Below are 19,822 nucleotides of genomic sequence, written 5' to 3' on the forward strand. Positions count from 1 at the left end.
CCTAGTTGAGCAACGCCGACTGGGCTGGAGCGACAATCAGGCGGTGGGGTTTTGTGGCGGTGCCACAGTTGCGAGCTGGATGACCATCGCGAGCCGCTTGTCCGGGTCATCGAGGTCCAGCGGAGCGATCTCCAACATCTTGCGCAGCCGATTCCGCACGGTGTTCTCGTGAACCCCCAGCCGGATGGCGGCCTGCGCGGCGTCACCCTGAGCCTCCAGCCAGCTCCGCAGCGTCGCGACGAACAGCGTGCCGTGCTCCTCGTCGTAGCGGACCAGCGCCGCGACCGGCCCACGCGTCGGGCTGCGCCCAGATCCCGCCGCCGTCCGCAGCCGCTGCAGCAGGATGTCGTCCCACGACTCGTCATAGGCCGGCGGATCGATGCGCGAGGCGTTCGCCTCGTGCAGGCCAAGGCACTCGTCGGCCTCGCGACGCGCGGTGGCCAGTTCGACCGCCGTCGCCTCGCCGCTGATGCCCGCACACAGCGTCGCCGCTGGGGGCAGCGCCGTCGCCAATCGGGTGGTCCAGAGCCGGGCCTGGGTCGCGGACTCCGCGGGCAACACGGTGTAGACGGCGTTGTCGACAACCGCGCTGCGGCCGGGTCGCGACCACCCGAAACCCGCCGTCGCCTGCTCGAATGCCACCAACAGCGCGGTGTGCGGCTCGGCGGCGATGCGGGGCCGCACGGCGATCACCCGAAGCCGCTCCTGCGGCAGCCCCAGCCTGCTGACCACGGTGGCGGCGTCCGCGGTGCCCTCCAACAGCCGGATCACCGATTCGGACTCGACCTGGCGTTCCAGGTCCGCGCTGGCCCGCGAGCGCAGCAGATGCAGGGCGACCGTGCGCGCACCGTCGGCCAGCGCGGTGCGCGCCGTGCCGTCCAGCTCCGCCGAGCACGTCACCCACACCGAGCCGAGCAGTTCACGCCCGACGCGCGCCGCGACCACCATGCGGCCGGTCAGCCCATGCTCGGTGACGGGTTCGACGAAGAAGGGTTCGTCCGACGTCGACAACCGGGTGTCGACGCCGCGCCGTTCCAGCGCCGCGCGCAACGGCTCGGGTGTCGCCCGCGCCAGGATCGTCTCGATGCGGGCGGGGTCGGCGTCGGTCTGCATCCGCGAGTACGCCAGCACCCGTGCCCGACGGTCCTCGATGACCACCGCGCCGCCGATCGCATCGGCGAGGCTGTCCGCCAGCGCGAACAAGTCGGTGGGCCCGCGGCCCGATTCGGTCTCACGGCCCTCGAGAACCAGGCCGTAGACGACGGCCACCAACTCACTCCATGGGACGGCCGGATCGACGTACAACACCGCGACGCTGGTGGCGGGCCGCTGATCGGCGGCGCGGACGAGTACCGCCTTGGCCCCGGCGGCCACGGCCCACTGCAGGGCCTCCTCCACCGACCGCGCCCCGATGCCCAGCACGACGTCCCCGAAGACGCCGGCCTCGGGGATCACGACGCTGCGCAGCTCGGTCGATCGCGGCACCGAACCCAGCTGCGACACGACGCCGTACCCGCCCAGGACGTTGACGAGCCGGTCCAGGGTGATCACGGTTGGAGCCTATCGATCCGCGCTGGAAGACAGGACAAGACGACGGCCCCGCCACAGGCGAAGGCCGTCGACCTCTCTTATCAGCTTCAGCTCGTCGCGGCGTCCCACTCGGGGCGACGGATCGGCTCGACCTTCTTGATCATCAGGCCGAAGCACAACGCACCGGCGACGACGACCGCGGCAGTCAGCAGCAGTGGCACCGTGAACGATCCGGTGGCGCCGTAGAGCGCACCGATCACGATGGGGCTCAACGCACTTCCGATGTTGGAGAAGAAGTTCTGCGTCGAGCCGAGGCTGGCGACCGTGCTGGAGTCGACCACGTCAGCGGGCAGGCACCAGATGGAGACGATGGTGAATGCCGCCGCCGCATACGAGATCGACATCAGCACCAGCGCCTGCCACGCCTCGGGTGCGACCGCGGCCAGCGCGATCACCGAGCAGACGAGCATGCCACCCACCAGGCAGGTCTTGCGGACCTTGTTCAGCGACCAGCCCCGTTCCAGCAGGAAGTCGCCGACCAGTCCGCCGGCCCAGCTGCCGAGGATGGCGGCCAGCGGCGGGATCATGCCGAAGGCGCCGAGCTTGAGCAGGTCGAATCCGCGTTCCTCCACCAGGTATGACGGGAACCAGGTGAGGAAGAAGGTGATCATGAAGTTCAGGCAGAAGAAGCCGAGCATCATGCCCCACACGGTGCGCTGCTTGAACAGCTCGGCGATGGTCATCGGCTTGGCGTCGGGGTGCAGGTTGTTGGCACTCTGCTCGCGGTGGCTCTCGTGGATGATCGCCAGCTCGAGTTCGTTGACCCCGGCCTTGTTCTCCGGCCGCCGGTACCAGGCCCACCACCCGATGGCCCACAAGATGCCGATTCCACCGGCGAAGATGAACGCAGCCTGCCAGTTGAACACGCCGATGATCAGCGCGATGAGTGGTGTCGCCGCGGCGCTACCGATGCGGGCACCACTGTCGTAGACCGAGGTGGCACGACCACGCAGTCGCAGCGGGAACCATTGCGACACAGTCTTGGCGGCGGCCGGGTAGGCACCGGCCTCGCCCACGCCCAGGCCGAGACGCAGGCCAAGCAGTGCGGCGAAGCTCGAGACACCCGCGGTGGCCGCGGTGAACAGCGACCACACCAGGACCGAGGCGCCGAACATCACGCGCTCGCCGAACCTGTCGATGAGCCGGCCCGCCGGAATCTGCATCAACGCGTAGCTCCACGAGAAGGCGCTCAGGATGAGGCCCTTCTCGGTGGGCGTCAGATGGAAGTCCTCGGTCATGAACGGCAGGCTGACCGAGATCGCCGACCGGTCGATGTAGTTGATCGCGAGGCCGACCGCACAGAACACCGCGACAGCCCAGCGCACCTTGGTGGCGCGGGTCATGCCAGCGGGGCCGGGGTCGACGGGTTCCGATTTCGTAGCGGGAATGCTAGTCATCTGTGTCTCCAAGTTGGACTGTTTGATTGTTTCGCTCACCGCGGGGTGAGAAGCGGACGCTGGTTGAGCGTGGCTGTGGTGCGCGACACAATCAGGATCCTCGTCGTACATGATTGAACCAATCATTTTGATTGTCAAGACCCTATCTTTGCGCCCTTGTATGCGCACACAATCACATCGAAGGCGTCTAACGATCACAAGATGATCGATTCACGCATCTAAGGTTGACTTGCGCACATCGCGCATGTAACTTCGGTCACTGTGAGCAACGAGGATCTGACGAACGACACGGGTGACGATGAACTGGTCGCGCGTCGCCGGGATGTCCGTGGCGCGAAGCGGCGGGAGCAGATCCTTCAGCTGCTGCAGACCGTCGAGTCCGGCGCACTGAGCGTGGAGGAGATCGCCGAGCGCTTCGGCGTCTCGTTCGCCACGGTCAGGCGGGACCTGAGTCGGTTGCACCAGGACCGCCACATCACCCGCACCTACGGCGGTGTCGCCCTGACCGGCCCGGCCGAACTGTCGATTCACCAGCGCCATCTCGAGTTCACCGCCGAGAAGGACGCCATCGGCAGGCACGCCGCCGAACTGGTCGGCGACGGCGCCGTGGTGATCCTCGACGCCGGCACCACGACCGAGTTCGTCGCACGCCACCTCGACGCCGCCGACGTCACGGTGTTCACCAACGGCATCGGAGCCATCAACGTCCTGCTCGGCAACGAGGACGTCTCGGTCGTCGTCCTCGGCGGACGGCTGCGCGCCGTGAACCAGACGGTCAGCGGACCCGAGGCCGAACACATGCTCGGTTCCGTCGTCGCGGACTACGCCTTCATCGGTGCCGACGCCGTGCATCCGGAGTACGGCGTCGCATCACGAACACTCGAGCAGAGCCGGCTCAAGACCTTGATGATGCAGCGGGCGCGCCAGATCGTGGTCGTCGCCGATCGCCGCAAGGTCAGCACCGACCAGTTCAACTACTGGTCACCAACACCGGCGCGGTGGCGCTTGATCACCGACGACGACGCCGACCCGGCATCCCTCGACGAACTGCGCGAGACCGGGGCACAGGTCGAACTCGTTACACCCCTGCGAGCTCTCGCCGAGCCCACCAATGTGAAAGGCAACCAACCGTGACCACCACGTCGGACACCAGCACGTCGGACACCAGCACGTCGGACACCAGCACGTCGGACACCGCCACCGCAACGCAGTCGGCGCCGTTCTCCGGGCAGACGACGATGCGCCAGGCCGTGCTGCACCAGCCGAACGATCTGCGGATCGAGGAGGTGCCGGTCCCCACCCTGGAACCCGGTGACGTTCTCCTTCGCGTCGACGCTGCGCTGTTGTGCGGCACCGACGTTCGCATCTACGAGGGGCGCAAGCAGAAGAACGTCACCTTCCCGACCGTGTTGGGTCACGAGTTCGCCGGCACCGTCGTCGACGCGAACGGCCCGCTGCCCGACGGTGTGGCGATGGGCGATCAGGTCGCCGTCTACCCGTTGGTCACCTGCGGTGAGTGCGCGGCCTGCCGCAAGGGGCACGAGAACATCTGCCGCAACCGAAAGGCGTTCGGCTACCAGCTCACCGGCGGCCTGTCCCAGTTCGTCCACGTTCCGGCCGTCGCACGGCAGAACCTGGTCCCGGTCCGCGGCGTCTCGGCCGCTGAGGCCGGCATCATCGAACCGGTCGCGTGCGCCTACAACGGGCAGAAGCTCGCCAACATGTCGCGCGCTGAGACCGCGCTGATCGTCGGCTGCGGCCCGCTCGGACTGATCCACACCGGGCTCGCCAAGAGCTTCGGCGTGGAGAGGGTCGCCGCCGTCGACCCGATCGCCGGGCGGCGCGCGATGGCAACCCGTTTCGGGGCCGATCTGGTGCTGGAGCCAGGCCCGGACGCGGCCGAGCAGCTCAACGCGTTCAGCGACGGCGGTATCGACGTGCTTGTCATGGCGATCGGCCGAATCGATGCGCTGACACCGTATCTGGGCTGCCTGGCACCCGGCGCCAGCGTGTCGGTGTTCGCCGGGTTCGGCGCCGACGCCGACCTGGCCGTCTCGGCCAACGATGTGCACTACAACGAATGGAACATCGTCGGCGCCTCGTCGTGCCGACTCGACGGCTTCCACGCCGTCGCGCCCATGGTCGCCACCGGACAGCTCCCGGTCGCCGAACTGATCGGCACCCAGCTGCCGCTCGACCAAGCCGTCGAGGCCCTCACCCTCGCCGGCTCCGGCGCTGACATGCGTGTCGGCGTCAATCCCTGGGCCTGACCCGCAGACCCAACCCTCGGCCCGTCCCACCACACAAGGAGAGCAGTAGGCATGACCGCCACCTTCACCCCCGCCTTCGACATCAACCCGACGGGAACCACCGCCGGACTCGGACGAAACCTCCGGCTGCGCCGGCTCTTCGCCGCAGACGGCCGCACCGTCACCGTCGCCCTCGACCAGGCCGTGCCGCGCGGTGTCGCGCCCCGGCTGGCCACGATCGGCTCCACCTTCGCCAGCATCGCCGACGGTGAGCCCGACGCCGTCACCATCACCAAGGGCCTGGCCGGTCCGCTGCTCGGTGGCAACCGCGCTCCCCTGCCCTGGATCCTCAAGGCCTCGATGTTCTCCGTCGAGTTCCACCCGACCTACGACGCCACCATCGCCACCGTGCAGGACGCCGTGAGACTCGGTGCGGACGCCGTCGCGGTCGGCATCTCGGCCGGCTCGTCCAACCAGGTCGCCATGTTCGAGATGCTCACCCACGTCGTGGAGGAGGCGCACACCTGGGGTCTTCCCGTCGTGTGCCACGCCTACCCCTCGGGCGAGATGTGGGGTGACCGCAAGGGTTCCACCGAGTCGGTGCTCTACGCCTCCCGCGCCGCGGCCGAGCTCGGCACCGATATCGTCAAGACCTGGTACACCGGCTCCACCGCCGAGTTCGCCAAGGTCGTCGAGGGCACCCCGGCCATCGTGGTCGCGGCAGGCGGCGCGCCGGCCAACAGCCCCCTGGACGTGCTCAAGCAGGCCGCCTCCGTCGTCGAGGCCGGCGCCCACGGCATGACCGCAGGCCGAAACATCTGGCAGGCACCGGATCCCGGCAAGATGGTCGCCGCACTCAAGGCCGTCATCCACGGTGGCGACAGCCCCGAGGTCGCCGCCAAGCTGCTCGACTGACCGAAAGCCGTTTCCGCACAGCCGATCAGAACCGTGCGCAACCCTCGAAGGAGTGGGTTTCGAATGCCTTGGGAAAAGCACCATCAGGATGCCGCTCCGGTGACCTACCTCGGAATCGACGTCGGCACATCGGCCACCAAGGCTGTGGTTCTCGCCTCTGACGGCACGGTCGTCGCCCGGTCCCGGGTCCCGCACCCCGCAGCACGCGGGGCCGGGGCCGGGCGGGCCGACCCGTCGGCCTGGCGGACCAGCGTCACCGCAGCGGTGCGCGAACTGGCCCCGCACACCGCAGAGGTGCGCGGTGTCGGCATGGACACCCACTGCCCCACCGCGCTGCTGCTCGACGCGGCCGGCGAGCCGCTGGTCGCCGGCGTCACCTGGGATCACCCCGGGCTCGCCGAGCCCACCGCGCAGCTCATCGCCGCGCTGTCCCCCGCACATCGTCGGCTGCTGGGGAATCACCTGATGCCCGCCACCGCGATGGGGGCGGCGCACCGACTGCTCCAGACCATCGAACCCCAAGCCGCCGCAGCGGCAACCACATTCGGTCTCGCCGGGACCTGGCTCGGCCAGTGGCTGACCGGTCAGCGCGCGATTGACCCCACCCAGGCCTCCTACACCGGACTGATGGCCAGCACCGACGGATCCTGCCGCTGGCTGACCGATGTGGTCGCGCAGCTGGGAATTCCACCCGAGCAACTACCGCCGGTGCTGCCGTCGCTGAGCGTTCTGGGCCCGCTGACGGCTGCTGCCGCCGCGACGCTGGGCCTGCCCGAGAACATTCCAGTCCTCGTCGGCTCCGGCGACACCCCCGCCGCGTCCTACGCGCTGGGAACCGAGCCCGGGGGCCGCCCACTGCTCATCATGGGCACCACGCACGTGGTGTCCAACGCGCTCGCAGTTCCCGACCCCCGCGCCAAGGCGCTGCAACGCGTCGACGTCCGGGCAGGCCGGTGGCTCATCAACGGTGTCATCAACGGCGGCGACGCGCTGGCCGACGGCGCCGCCCGACTGGGCTACGGCCAGGGCGATATCGCGGTGGCGGCGTTGGTGGGGACCGCATTCGGAGCCCACCCCGATCAGATGGCCGACGCCCCCGTCTTCATTCCGCACACCCGCCCGGAACGCGGCCCACTGTGGTTCGCCGAGCCCCGGACGGCGATGCGCGGCGACATTCCCGATCCCGCGACGCCGGCTGCCGCCCGCGGTGTCGTCGAGGGGGTGTTGTTCGCCGACAGGATGATCGTCGAGTCGTGTATCGGAGACCAGCAGCGGACGCTGTACGCCAGCGGCGCCTTCGGCTTCGAACCCGAACTCCCGCAGCTGCTCGCTGACGTGCTGGACCGCGACATCCTCGTTGTCGACGAGAGTCACCTGCCCGCCATCGGTGCGGCCGCGATGTGCGTCGAGGTTCTCGAGGGAGCCGTCGTCGCGCCACCGCACGCACGGCTGGTGCGTCCCCGCCCGGAATGGCGGCCCATCGTGGCACAACGCTGGCAGCACTACCGGCAGGTCTGGTCCGACGTCACGGGGACGGTGCCGCTGAGCACCCTCGATGAGTCCATCGATACGCTCGCACCATCTGCCCAGAAACCGCAGCGCATCACCAGGAGCGTCCTCACGTGACAACCTCACCCACGCCCACCTCGGCCCGGACCGTGACCGGAATGATCTATGTGTCAAGGCTTCTCACGGACCGCGCGATGGATCACCTGCACTCACTCGGAGCTCCGCTGCGGATCGGGGCCGAGGCGCCGCCGAGCCGCGCAGAACTCGAGGCGGGTATCGCGGGCGCCAGTGCCGCCGTCATCACCCTGACCGAGCGCGTCGACGCGCAACTGCTCGCCGCGGCCGGACCGCAGCTGAAGGTCATCGCCAACGTCGCGGTCGGCTTCGACAACATCGACCTGGCGGCCACCGACGCCGCTGGCGTGATCGTCACCAACACCCCCGGGGTCCTCGACCGCGCGTCGGCCGATCACGCCTTCGCGTTGATACTCGACTCCACCCGCCGAATCAGCGAGGGCGACAGACTGATCCGCAGTCAGCAGCCCTGGGTGTGGGGACCGCGGATGCTGGTTGGCCTCGACATCAGCGCAGGCGCCACACTCGGCATCCTCGGTTATGGCCGGATCGGTCAGGCCGTCGCCCGCCGCGCACAGGCATTCGACATGAGGGTCATCGCCTCGGGGCGCAGCCGAACCCCCGGCAGCGTCGAGAACGGTGTCACGTTCGTCGACAACGCAACCCTGTTGGCCGACAGCGATATCGTCACCGTCCACACGCCGCTCACCCCCGAGACCCGCCACCTGATCGACGCCGCCGCGCTGGCGGACATGAAACCCACCGCGTACCTCATCAACACCGCACGCGGTGGTGTCGTCGATGAGGCCGCGCTGATCGAGGCCCTCCGCACCGGCCAGATCCGCGGAGCCGCACTGGATGTCTTCGAGGGCGAGCCACAGGTGAATCCCGCCCTGCTGGACGCGCCGGGGCTCGTTCTGACCCCGCACACGGCCAGCGCGGGTGAGGCGACCCGCGACACCATGGGCATCCTCGCGGTCGACAACGCCGCCGCGGTGCTCGCCGGTGAACCGCCCCTGACCCCCGTCCGGTGAAGTTCGTCCTCGCTCCCGACTCGTTCAAGGAGTCCATGAGCGCGGCGCAGGCCGTCAGCGCGATGTGCAGCGGCGTCCTGTCCGCCATCCCGGACGCGGTGTGTGTCGGCGTGCCGATGGCCGACGGCGGCGAGGGCACCGTGGACGCCGTGGTCGATGCGCTCAACGGCGAACGCGTCACGGTGGAGGTCCGCGATCCGCTGGGGCGCCCAACACCGGCCACGTACGGCTACATTCCGCACCGCCGCCTGGCCGTGATCGAGATCGCGGCCGCCGCCGGGATTGCCCTGGTCGCGCGGCACGAGCGAAATGCTCTCGACGCCAGCAGCTTCGGCGTGGGTGAGCTGGTGATGTCGGCGCTGGAGCACGGTGCCACCGACCTTCTCGTCGGCCTTGGCGGATCGGCGACCAATGACGGTGGCGCGGGCATGCTGTCGGCGTTGGGCGCCGAGTTCACCGATGCCGACGGCTCTCGGCTCGCGCCGGGCGGCGCCGCCCTTGAGCACCTCCACCGGATCAATCTGGATGGGCTGGACCCGCGACTCGCGGGCATCCACATTCGTCTTGCCTGCGACGTGACGGCCCCGCTGCTCGGCCCCGACGGGGCGAGCAGTGTCTTCGGGCCGCAGAAGGGTGCGAGCGCGGCTGATGTGGTTCGTCTCGAGTCGGCGTTGACGCGCCTGGCGGAGGTCACCTCCTCGACGCTCGGCAGCGTTCATCCTGACCGTGCCGGCGCGGGGGCCGCCGGCGGGCTCGGGTTCGCGTTCCTGGAATACCTGGGGGCTGACGCCCGACCCGGCGTCGAGGTGGTCGCCGAGACAGTCGACCTCGACGGGTCACTCGCCGACGCCGACTGGGTCTTCACCGGAGAGGGCAGCGTCGACGCCCAAACCGCGCTCGGCAAGACGCCTTTCGGCGTCGCGCAGGTCGCGCGACGCCACCACACCCCCGTCGTCATCTTCGCGGGCCGCGTCAGCGCCGACGCCTCAGTTCTGCTCGAGCACGGCGTCGTCGAACTCGTCGAGATCACGCCCCGCGGGACGCCGATCGAGCAGGCCCTTCGCGGTGGCCCCGCCGCTCTCACTCGCGCGGCCCACGAGTTCTGCAGCCGGCTCTGAAAACGACACGGTCGCCGCAACCTCTCTTATCGAGAGTGTTGCGACGACCGCGCCTACCCGCCAAGCGGGACTAGTCGATTCCTGGTGTCAGCTGTCGCCACCCTTGTCGCCGGCATCGCTGCCAGCACCGGAGTTGTCGCCGCCTTCGGCGCCTGCACCCGCATCACCCTTGGGCGATTCGGTGGCGTCGCCACTGCCGGCCGGATCGCCTGCGGTGGTGGGGGTGGTGGTGACCTGCGACGGATCGTTGTCCTGGCGAGTGGACGTCGTACCGGTCTTGCCGGGCTCCGCCTTGTTGCCCTTGGACAGGTCGGTGCCGCCGCCTGGCTTGCCCTTGACCTCGCCCTCGTCACCTTCGTCGCCCCTGGGCGTGCCGGCACCTTCGCCGGCACCTTCGCCTGCTCCTTCGCCGGCGCCGTCACCCTCGCCAGCTCCGCCACCGACGTCGGTGCCACCGCCGGGTGTGCCGGCGCCCTCGCCGCCGGCACCGCTGTTGTCGCCAGCGCCACCGTCAGTGCCGGTCTCTTCACCGGCGGGAGCCGCCGGGGCATCAACGGCAGGGCCGGATTCGGATTCGGATTCGAGGGACACGGTCTTGGCATCGAACGACGCTGCGCCACTCAGCTCGTCGACCCCGCTGCGCAGAGCCGCACCGGAGAAGGGCACTTGGGAGACCGGTGCCAACTGCTGGGCGATGAGTTTGCGAATGCTGAGCACGATGCCGAACGGACCATTGGGCGAGAGGATGCCCGGGTTATCCATGGGGAAGGGGCCCGAGATGGGCGGTCCGTATCCCCCGTTGAGGAAGCCGTCGACGACCACTCCGGGCGCGTCGAAGAGTGCTTGGGCGACCTTCCCGATATCGCCGGTCCCCGCGGCGTCGATGACACCCTGCACCGCCGTCCCCACTGCGCCGATGGTGCTGAGCACCGGACCCATGATGGCCATGGCGCCCGTGATCATGATCAAGCCGGTCGTGTTCTGCACGATGTTGTTGATCCGGTTCACGGCCAGCATGATCGGAGCGATGATGCCGTCATACACCGTGTCGAGTAGCGGAATTGCAAGTGTGGCAGGGATACCCAGCAGCGCGTTCAGCGCGGTCTCGACGTCGCCGTTGGCGATTGCGGTAGACGCGGTGCGAAGCGCTTGGGGAATGAGATCGGTGACCGCGTACGCGATGTTTCCGGCGCCCTGGGCGAGTGCGACGATGAGCGCGTCGGCATTCGCGACCTGGTTCTTGATGACCTGCGTGAGGATCGGCGCTGGGTCCCCGATCAACGTACCCGCGAGCTGCCCGAGGTTGGTGGTCGTCCGCGCGAACACCTCGGTGTAGAAGTCGAGCGGACTCGCCACCAGATTCACCGCGGCCGACGAGACGGCGTGCGCAGGTGCGTAGATGTCCGGTAGCGCCGTCGAGACCGGACTGATCGGACTGATGGCGATGGCACTGGCCCCCACCAGTGAGATCCCCGCCGTGACATATGGACGCAGCATTGCGTGCATGAACCACTCCCTCAAAGTTGTGCTGTTGTGACGCTTTTGTGATGTACGACGAAGAGGAACGTAGCCCGAGGGAATCACAAGCGGAGTCGGTTTCCGCAAATAATTGACGCAACCGTCTAAGTAGCGAATCCCACCCCTGTGCATTTGCTCAATAATTGCTGTTCACATAACCGATGAAACCGCTCCAGCAAACACCGCCGATACCCAAGAACGTTGCTAATGCAACTAATAAAGTCCGGTTTTAGAACTTGTTTCAGGCTTTGCCACCGCACGCCTAATCGCGGCTATGACGGGGCTTACCTGCCCTGATCAGGAATTCTGGGTTTGCTCACGCAATAGTAGACAAATATTCTTCGATGTCTACTACTGGTTAGCGAGTGACCTTTGGGACTACCAGCGACGATGTGCCGGGCAGGTAAGTGCTGCCTCAGTTCATTGCCAACCCACTGGTTGATTCGGCCCACTCGCCGGGCCACGGAGCCGAGTGCGCACCGCTGGCAAATTTAACTCGCCTCGCCTATTCGTGGGCTAGGAACAATCCCGTGCGGCCGTGGCAGGGGTGTGATGCCTGGCCGATGTCCTTGCGCGAACCACAGCCATCCCCGAGAGCGCATCAGGCCGAACGCGCCCACCCCCAGATCCGCGGCTGAGATCACTAAAGCGACTGGCCGACAATGACATCCATTCGACGCACGTCGTATTGCCTGAGGCCAGCAGACGACTGATCTGCCACGTGTGAGGGCTGCTCCGCATGCGGCGGCCGGCCATACCAGCCGACCGCCGCGTGTGCGGGTGTGCGGGTGTCAGCCGACGCGCACCACGGTGCGCCCCACGGTCTTGCCTGCCAGGACTTGCGACAGGGCAGCCGGAACGTCGTCCAGCGTCGTCTCCTCGGTACCGATGGTGCTCAGGGTGTCCGAGTGCAGATCGGTGGCAAGCCGGTTCCAGATGTGCTGGCGCCTCGGCAGCGGGCATTGCACGGAGTCGATACCGAGCAGTGCCGCGCCGCGGAGAATGAAGGGGAAGACGGTGGTGGACAGGCTCGCGCCACCGGTGTTTCCACTGGCGGCCACCGCGCCGCCGTATCGCAGTGTGCTGAGCACGTAGGCCAGCGTGTCGCCACCGACGCAGTCCACTGCCCCCGCCCACTGTTCCTTCTGCAGGGGCTTGGCTGCGGCGGCGGTCTGGGAACGCTCGACCACCTCATGCGCGCCGAGACCGAGCAGCCAGTCGCGTGCGGACGCGGTGCCCGTGGAGGCCACCACCTGGTATCCGAGGTGCGCGAGCAGTGCGACCGCGGTACTGCCGACTCCGCCGCTGGCGCCCGTCACCAGCACCTGACCCTGGTCGTTGCGTAGGCCGTGCGCTTCGAGGGCATCCACGCTGAGGGCTGCGGTGAAGCCCGCCGTTCCAATGCTCATCGCCTCGCGGGCGGTCAACCCGTCGGGCAGGCGTACCACCCAATCCCGTGGCACCCGCGCGTACTCGCTGTAGCCACCGTGGTGCGCCACACCGAGGTCGTAGCCGTGCACCACCACCGGCGTCCCAGCGGTCAGATCAGTGTCTCCCGCGTCGACAACGGTGCCGGCCAGATCAATCCCGAGCACCAGTGGCGAGATGCGAGCCACCTTGCCATCCGGCTTGGACGCCAGCCCGTCCTTGAAGTTGACACTCGACCAGCTCACCTTGATCACGACGTCACCGTGACCAAGCTGATCGATGCTCAACTCTCTGACGCTTCCGCCAGTCTCGCCTTCGACTACATACGCACGGAAGCTCTCCGGAATCGCGTTCATGACAACCCTTCTCGTCTCGGACATTCTCCTGAAGCTTGCTGGGCGAGGTCAGGTGTGACCATGGGCACAGTGTCCACTCTTGCCGTTCGGTGTTGACACGTTGACGCTGTACTCCCGTCGACGGCCGCGGCAATCATTGTCGGCATGTCGCTTTCATCGATCTTGCGTCCGCGGTCGATCGCGGTCGTCGGAGCGTCGCCGCGCTCGTTCGTCGGTCAGATCGCCATCCGCAATTGCAGGCAGACCGCCTTCACAGGTGCGTTGTACGCTGTAAATCCAAAGCCCAGCGTCATTGACGGAATGAACACGGTCGCCAGTTTGTCTGCGCTGCCAGAGGTTCCAGACGTAGTACTGGTCCAGGTTGCGACCGAACGCGTCAGTGCGGTGGTGGAGGAGGGCCTGCGCATCGGCGTCGGCGGTTTCATCATCCCCGGTGGGGGGCACACCGACTCAGGGGCGGACGCCACGGCACTGTCGTCTCACCTGTCGCAGCTCCGCAAGCGGCACGACTTCGAGGTCATCGGGCCCAACTGCATGGGCGTGTTGGATCTCGTGACCGGCGCTGCGCCCTATATCGGCACTGTGCCGGCTGAGGTCCGCCGCGGTTCGGTCGGCGTAGTCGCCCAGAGCGGCGCGATAATCGAGGCCGTCATCAATTCCGGTGGAAGGGTGCCACTTTCGACGGCAGTATCCTCGGGTAGCGAGGTGACCACGTCAATCGGCCAGATTCTGGACTTCTTCGCCGTGGACACCGAGACCACTGCCGTATTGGCCTTCGTCGAGACGGTGACCGACGCCGACGCAACGCTGTCCGCAGCGCGCCGGCTCGCCGCCGCCGGCAAGCGACTGGCGGTGTGCATCGTGGGCCGTTCACCGACGGCATGCGAGGGCATCGCGGCGCACTCAGGCAAGTTGGCGTCCGGCGCGCGCGTGACCGCGGCGGCGTTTCAGCAGGCCGGGGCCATCATCGCCGGGGATCTCGACGAGCTGCTCGCCATCGGCGAACTGTTCGGCGCCGAGCGGCCCCTGCCACGCGGGCGCCGAGTCCACGTCATCACCAATTCCGGCGGCGAGGGCAACTTGATCGCCGACATCGCTCACGACGTCGGTCTGGAGTTGCCTGCGATGAGCGAGGCCGGATCGGCGGCCCTGAACCGGCAATGGCCGCGTTTCCAGGTCCGAAATCCACTGGATCCGTGGGGAACCGACGACTACAGCAAGATTTATCCGGCGGCACTCGCCCAGGCGGTCCAGGAATCTGGTGACACGTTGATGGTCGCCATCGACACCCAACGGACATCTGGCGACCACGAGAAGCAACTCGCGCTCGACCTGGCCCGGTATCTGGTGGATGCGGTGACCGGATCCACCAGATTCCCGGTCATGGTGAGCCCGACAAGCCAGGATCCCGATCCGCGACTGACGGACTTCTGCAGGTCACACCGCGTCCCGCTGCTCCGGGGCGTCCGCACTGCGCTGTCGGCATTGGCCAACGTATCCGCCGTGACGCCCGCACACGGTCTCGTCGCGACCCGAAGTACCGTGCCACGACTCGCCGACCTTCACGGCGAGGACGCCATCCTCTCTGCGCTGGCGTCTCTCGGTGTGGCGACACCGCGCTGTCTTCGGGCCCGAAGTGCCACTGAGGCGGCTGACGCGGCACGCGACATCGCCGCACCGGTGGTGCTGAAGGGTAGCGCGGCCGGCGTGCTGCACAAGACCGAACTCGGGCTCGTTCGCACCAACCTCGTCGAACCGGAAACCGTTCGCGCAGAGGCACAACGAATGCTCGACTGGGCCGCGAGCGCCAGCGTCGACCTCGAACTGCTGGTCGCCGAGATGGTGCGCGGCGAACTAGAGGTCATCGTCGGCTACAAACGCGACGCAGTGTTCGGCCCGACCACCCTGATCGGTCTGGGTGGGGTGTGGGCCGAGTTCTTCGACGACGTGGCGCTGCATGTCGGGCCTCTCGACAGGGCCGCCGCTGCGGAACTGATCGGTCGATCCCGGGTATCCGACATGATCAGTCGATCTCGCAGTGGGGCGCTGCACCTGGAAGGCGTCGTGAGCGCACTGTGCGCGGTCTCAGCGCTTGGCGCCGGCAACCCGGACGTACTGAGCATTGACATCAACCCCCTCATCGTTGGCGTCAGTCACGCCACCGCGGTCGACGCGGCAGTGGAGCGCGCGTGCGCACTCCAAACCGCGTGACCAATCCATCAACACCAAGCACAACACCAAACACCAAAGGAGAGAACATGTCAGAGAACATCACGGCCACCTTGCGGGTTCGTATCGGCCAGGAGGAGGCGCACTACGGCGGCAACCTGGTAGAGGGCGCCCGGATCCTCAAGTTGTTCGGTGACATCATCACCGAGATCGCCATCCAGACCGACGGCTCAGAGGGGTTGTTCGTGGGGTACTCGACGATCGAGTTCCTCGCGCCGGTCTACGCCGGTGACTTCATCGAGGCCACCGGAACAGTGGTCCGCATGGGCAAGACCAGCCGCACCGTGGAGTTCGAGGCCCGCAAGGTGATCGCCTCGCGCTACGGCATCGCACCCGACGCCGCCGACGTTCTCGACGAACCGATCGTCGTGGTTCGGGCAACCGGCACCACCGTCGTCCCCGTCGAGAACTCCCGTGGGTCGACGGTCAGAGCCTGACCGCTATGCGCAGCCGTCGAGGCCCATCAGCGCCGCGTGCAATGACGTGCACACCTCCGCCGATTCGAGATCAACCGCCAGGATGCGCTCGATCGTGGCCAACCGCTGATAGAACGACTGCCGAGACACATGCGCAGCGCTTGCCGCGCCGGACTTGTTGCCGCGGTGCTCAAGATAGATGCGCAGAGCGCCGACGAGATCTGTGTCGTTGCGGCTGTCGAAGTCCAGGAGGGGTCCGAGCATGCGTTCGACGAACGCCTGCAGCCGCGGATCATCTGCGAGAGTGTAGAGAAGCCCGCGCAGTTGCACATCGGGCATCTCAAAGTACCCGCGGCGGACATTCAGAGCACGCGCCGCGGCCAGCACGTGTCGAGCCTCGGCGAACGAGCGCGGTAGGTCTTGGAGCGACAGGACCGGTGAGCCGACCCCGATAAGCACCGCCTCCGCGGAGGGCTTCTGTAGCGCTTCGGCCAGCACGGTCAGCACGGCGTCCTTGTCGGCAGTGGCGTCAAGCGTGACAAGGACGTCGACGACGCCGTCTGAGGCCGTGGACGCCAGGTTCGGCACACCGGAGGTCCGGATCATCGCGGCGATCCGGTCCGCGTCTCGACTTGAGCGGTATGGCCTACCTCCTCGGCGACCACGGTCGTCTTGGCGTTGCACTGCCACACCGAGCAACGTGCGCCGCGCCGTCGGGACGCCGAGTGCCGCTGTGCGAACATGCATTTCGCGTTCGTTGGGATACCGCCGTTCAACGATGTCCGACAGTAGCGACGCGTGTGCGCGGCCCTCGAGGACGGCGCCGTCACGGGCCAGCAGTCGGCTCAGAGTCAACGCGGTGGCTGCGCGCTCGGCGATCATCAGCTGCTCATTCGTCAGCGAGTCGCGGGCGACGACGATCAGCCGGCCGAACAGCTCGCCACGCGCCTCGACCGAGGTGACTGCCCACCCCTCCGGCTCGGCGAAACCGCTGCGCTGCCGGACCCGCACGGCGCGTGAGCGATTGGCCCAGTTCGTCAACAGATCGGCCAGCGGGACGTCGAGGGCGTCATAAGCCAGCACGCGGTACATCAGATCCTCGAACACCACTGGCGCATCGACCATCTTGGCGGTCTCACGGACGATCTCCTCGGCGCCTGCACCATCGATGCTGAGCGCCGTGAAGACCTCGTGCGCACGCTGCAACGTAGTCAGCGCACTGAACTGCTTCTGCACGATGTCCGCGTGGACGGCCTCGGTGAGTTCAACGAACGGCAGCTGACGGCGCAGCTGAACCAGGGGCAAGCCAGCCCGGTCACACGCCCGGATCATCGCCTCGGGCACTTCGGTGAAGCGTCGCCCGGTCTCGATCAGCAGGCCGCTGGCATCAGCGTCGACCAGCGCGTCGACGTACGCCCGCAGACGAGACGCGTCGTCCGGCAGGCCAATACCGGTGGTGAGGATCAGCTCGCCGCCACGCAGGAGAGTGGTGATGTCCTCCAACTCCAGCACATGCAGCCACCGCACCAGACGGTCGAGTCGATCACGACCCGCGAGCACCAGTGGGCGCCCGGACTGCAGCGCAGGCATGGCGAGCACATTGGCGACCGTGGGCAACGGCCCACCCATGGCTGCCAACGGCGTCATGGGTTATGCGGTGCGGGCACGACGCGCTCGCTGGGACCTCCCAGTGCTAGCCGCGGAAGATGGTGGAGTGCCATGGCTTTCGGGCCTCGCCGGTGATCTCGGACATCACGTGTTTGACATTGGTGTACTCATCGAAGGAGTACTTGGACATGTCCTTGCCGTAGCCGGACTGCTTGTACCCGCCGTGGGGCATCTCCGACGCCATCGGGATGTGGTCGTTGATCCACACGCAACCGGCCTGGATCTCACGAGACGCACGCTGGGCGCGAAGGATGTTCGACGTCCACGCCGAGGCAGCCAACCCGAAGGGTGTGTCGTTGGCCAGGTTGATGGCCTCATCGTCACTGTCGAAGGGATGGACCACCAGCACCGGGCCGAAGATCTCGGACTGCATGATCTCACTGTCCTGGCTGGCATCGGCGATCAGTGTCGGCTCGTAGTACGCGCCGCCCTTGAGGGCACCACCGGGCGCCGAGCCGCCGGTGACAACCTTGGCACCGGCGCCACGCGCGCGCTCGACGATCGCCGACACGCTCTCCTGCTGGCGCCGCGAGATCAGCGGGCCCAGATCGGTGTCCGGGTCGGCCGGATCACCCAGACGCACGGTCTCCATCAGTCTGGCCACGCCGTCGAGGAAGTCGGCGTAGTACGCGCGGTGCACGTAGGCGCGAGTGGCTGCCGTGCAGTCCTGCCCGGTGTTGATCAGCGAACCCGCGACCGCACCCCGAATCGCGGCTTCGAGGTCGGCATCGTCGAACACGACAAACGGCGCCTTGCCGCCCAGTTCGAGGTGCACGCGTTTGACGGTCTCGGCGGCGGCCGTGGCGATGCCCTTGCCCACGCTCGTCGACCCCGTGAACGACACCATCCGTGGCACCCGATGACGCATCATTGCCGCGCCGACCGAACGCCCCGGTCCGTTGAGGACGTTGATGACGCCAGCGGGGACGCCCGCCTCGACCGCGGCCTGGGCCAGCATCAGCGACGTCAGCGGCGTGACCTCGGCGGGCTTGAGGACGATCGTGTTGCCTGCGGCGATCGCGGGCAGGATCTTCCAGCCAGCCATCTGCAGCGGGTAGTTCCACGGCGCGATCGAGGCGATCACACCGAGGGGCTCTCGCCTGATCGACGACGTGTGCTGACCGGAGTACTCAGCACTCGCCGCGCCATCAAGATGGCGTGCCGAGCCGGCGAAGAAGTCGGCGTTGTCGATCGTGCCGGGCACGTCGAACTCACGCGACAACCGGATCGGCTTACCCGCTTGCGCGGTCTCCGCCTGCGCCAGTTCCTCCGCGATGACCCGCATCCTGGCCGCAAGTGCATGAATGACGGTGGCCCGATCACCGGGGGTCGCGCGCGACCAGTCACCAAAGGCATCCTGGGCGGCCGTCATCGCGGCGTCGACATCGTCTGACGATGCCGCCGGGAACCTCACCAATACCTGATCGTTGGCGGGATTGACCACCGTCGTGAAGGTGTCCCCGCGGCCCTCGCGATACCGGCCCGCGATGAATTGGCCACCCTCAATATTCCCGTACACCGTCATGCCTGCCTTCCGTTTCCGTCACCGCTTAGCCTCGGCCATCGAACCCTCGACGACAAAGGGACACTGTGTAGCTTTTTGGCCCCGCCTCTTGACACATTGCTTGGGGGGCGTCCTACTGCCCGGCACGTTCCCAATAGATATGGCCGACCGCGCCAACCACCGCGGTCGCGGCAGCCGACAGGTACACCGGCACACTGATGTGCAGCTTCATCAGCAGCGCACCTGCGACGGCGCCACCCAGAATCGCCAAGACAGCCCACAGGCGTCGGTGAGTGAACGGTTTGCGACCCCGCTGATGAAGCGTCTCGCTCGCATACGCGGTGATCGTCGACGTCACGACGACGGTGGTCATGTCGGTCACCGACAGGAAGCGTGCGTTGGCGGCCTGCGCGCCCATCACCGCAGCGATCGTCGCAGCGATCGCAATGCCGACGGCAGATCCGCCCCGGATGTCGACGACCGCGAGAGCCGTCGCAGTCGCGGCAAGAAGTGCGGCGCTGGCCGCAAAGGCCGCCGTCACAGTTGTGTTCCAGCCTCGCTGCCGACCGCGCAACAGCCGGCCGATGATCGCCGCGCCCACCACATACGCGCCGAGCGCGACCAGAGGGCCCGCCACCGGCAGACTGTCCTCCGCGGCGACACCCATCCCGAGGATGACGATGTTGCCCGTCATGTTGCCAGTGAAGATTCGGTCAAGACCGAGATACCCGACAGCGTCCAGGGCGCCCGTGACGAACGTGAGCACCATCATCAGCCAGAGCCGCAGGTGGCCGCCAACCAACGGTCTTACTGCTG

Annotated in this window: 15 protein-coding genes; 8 read left to right on the plus strand and 7 right to left on the minus strand. The window is 67.4% G+C overall.

Annotation, left to right across the window (positions count from 1 at the left end):
• Window positions 1-36 precede the first annotated feature (36 nt).
• A complete protein-coding gene (locus ABIA65_RS20665) occupies window positions 37-1,551 on the minus strand; it encodes a PucR family transcriptional regulator (protein ID WP_354524765.1) in 1,515 nt (504 codons plus the stop codon).
• A gap of 86 nt (window positions 1,552-1,637) precedes the next feature.
• Window positions 1,638-2,987: an MFS transporter gene (locus ABIA65_RS20670; RefSeq protein WP_354524766.1), complete on the minus strand. Its 1,350-nt coding sequence runs from the start codon at window positions 2,985-2,987 to the stop codon at window positions 1,638-1,640.
• Window positions 2,988-3,248: 261 nt separating this feature from the next.
• Between ABIA65_RS20670 and ABIA65_RS20675 the strand changes: the two genes are divergently transcribed.
• From ABIA65_RS20675 to ABIA65_RS20700, 6 genes are all read left to right on the plus strand, one after another.
• Window positions 3,249-4,121 (plus strand): DeoR/GlpR family DNA-binding transcription regulator, encoded by an 873-nt coding sequence (locus ABIA65_RS20675; RefSeq protein ID WP_241400991.1) that lies wholly within the window; start codon window positions 3,249-3,251, stop codon window positions 4,119-4,121.
• Window positions 4,118-5,257, plus strand: a complete 1,140-nt coding sequence (locus ABIA65_RS20680; protein ID WP_354524767.1) for an alcohol dehydrogenase catalytic domain-containing protein — start codon at window positions 4,118-4,120, stop codon at window positions 5,255-5,257. Before ABIA65_RS20675 ends, ABIA65_RS20680 begins: the two co-directional genes overlap by 4 nt.
• A 51-nt stretch (window positions 5,258-5,308) precedes the next feature.
• On the plus strand, window positions 5,309-6,151 hold the full coding sequence (locus ABIA65_RS20685; RefSeq protein ID WP_241400993.1) for a class I fructose-bisphosphate aldolase: 843 nt from the start codon (window positions 5,309-5,311) through the stop codon (window positions 6,149-6,151).
• A 63-nt stretch (window positions 6,152-6,214) separates the two neighbouring features.
• Window positions 6,215-7,777: a xylulokinase gene (locus tag ABIA65_RS20690; protein WP_241400994.1), complete on the plus strand. Its 1,563-nt coding sequence runs from the start codon at window positions 6,215-6,217 to the stop codon at window positions 7,775-7,777.
• Window positions 7,774-8,769, plus strand: a complete 996-nt coding sequence (locus ABIA65_RS20695; protein WP_354524768.1) for a 2-hydroxyacid dehydrogenase — start codon at window positions 7,774-7,776, stop codon at window positions 8,767-8,769. Before ABIA65_RS20690 ends, ABIA65_RS20695 begins: the two co-directional genes overlap by 4 nt.
• The gene (locus tag ABIA65_RS20700) at window positions 8,766-9,887 is read left to right on the plus strand and encodes a glycerate kinase (RefSeq protein ID WP_354524769.1); all 1,122 of its coding nucleotides are present in this window, start codon (window positions 8,766-8,768) and stop codon (window positions 9,885-9,887) included. The genes ABIA65_RS20695 and ABIA65_RS20700 overlap by 4 nt, the downstream gene beginning before the upstream one ends.
• A gap of 87 nt (window positions 9,888-9,974) precedes the next feature.
• On the opposite strand, the gene ABIA65_RS20705 is transcribed toward ABIA65_RS20700, so the two are convergent.
• Both ABIA65_RS20705 and ABIA65_RS20710 read right to left on the minus strand, forming a co-directional pair.
• A complete protein-coding gene (locus ABIA65_RS20705) occupies window positions 9,975-11,393 on the minus strand; it encodes a hypothetical protein (RefSeq protein WP_354524770.1) in 1,419 nt (472 codons plus the stop codon).
• Window positions 11,394-12,196: 803 nt separating this feature from the next.
• The gene (locus tag ABIA65_RS20710; RefSeq protein ID WP_371746865.1) at window positions 12,197-13,189 is read right to left on the minus strand and encodes an acrylyl-CoA reductase family protein; all 993 of its coding nucleotides are present in this window, start codon (window positions 13,187-13,189) and stop codon (window positions 12,197-12,199) included.
• Between the two features lie 144 nt (window positions 13,190-13,333).
• Between ABIA65_RS20710 and ABIA65_RS20715 the strand changes: the two genes are divergently transcribed.
• Both ABIA65_RS20715 and kal read left to right on the plus strand, forming a co-directional pair.
• Window positions 13,334-15,400: an acetate--CoA ligase family protein gene (locus tag ABIA65_RS20715; protein WP_354524772.1), complete on the plus strand. Its 2,067-nt coding sequence runs from the start codon at window positions 13,334-13,336 to the stop codon at window positions 15,398-15,400.
• A 47-nt stretch (window positions 15,401-15,447) separates the two neighbouring features.
• On the plus strand, window positions 15,448-15,855 hold the full coding sequence (kal, locus tag ABIA65_RS20720; RefSeq protein ID WP_354524773.1) for a 3-aminobutyryl-CoA ammonia lyase: 408 nt from the start codon (window positions 15,448-15,450) through the stop codon (window positions 15,853-15,855).
• A 3-nt stretch (window positions 15,856-15,858) separates the two neighbouring features.
• Here kal and ABIA65_RS20725 read toward each other — a convergent pair whose 3' ends face one another.
• From ABIA65_RS20725 to ABIA65_RS20735, 3 genes are all read right to left on the minus strand, one after another.
• Entirely contained in the window at window positions 15,859-17,481 is a 1,623-nt protein-coding gene (locus ABIA65_RS20725; RefSeq protein ID WP_354524774.1) for a PucR family transcriptional regulator, read from the minus strand.
• Between the two features lie 46 nt (window positions 17,482-17,527).
• Window positions 17,528-19,027, minus strand: a complete 1,500-nt coding sequence (locus ABIA65_RS20730; protein WP_354524775.1) for a gamma-aminobutyraldehyde dehydrogenase — start codon at window positions 19,025-19,027, stop codon at window positions 17,528-17,530.
• Window positions 19,028-19,139: 112 nt separating this feature from the next.
• Window positions 19,140-19,808 carry a DUF1275 family protein gene (locus ABIA65_RS20735; RefSeq protein ID WP_241401003.1) on the minus strand — a complete coding sequence of 223 codons (669 nt, stop codon included), beginning with the start codon at window positions 19,806-19,808 and terminating at the stop codon, window positions 19,140-19,142.
• Window positions 19,809-19,822: the final 14 nt, after the last annotated feature.

Origin of the sequence: Mycolicibacterium sp. 624 (assembly GCF_040548615.1) — a bacterium.
GTDB lineage: Bacteria > Actinomycetota > Actinomycetes > Mycobacteriales > Mycobacteriaceae > Mycobacterium.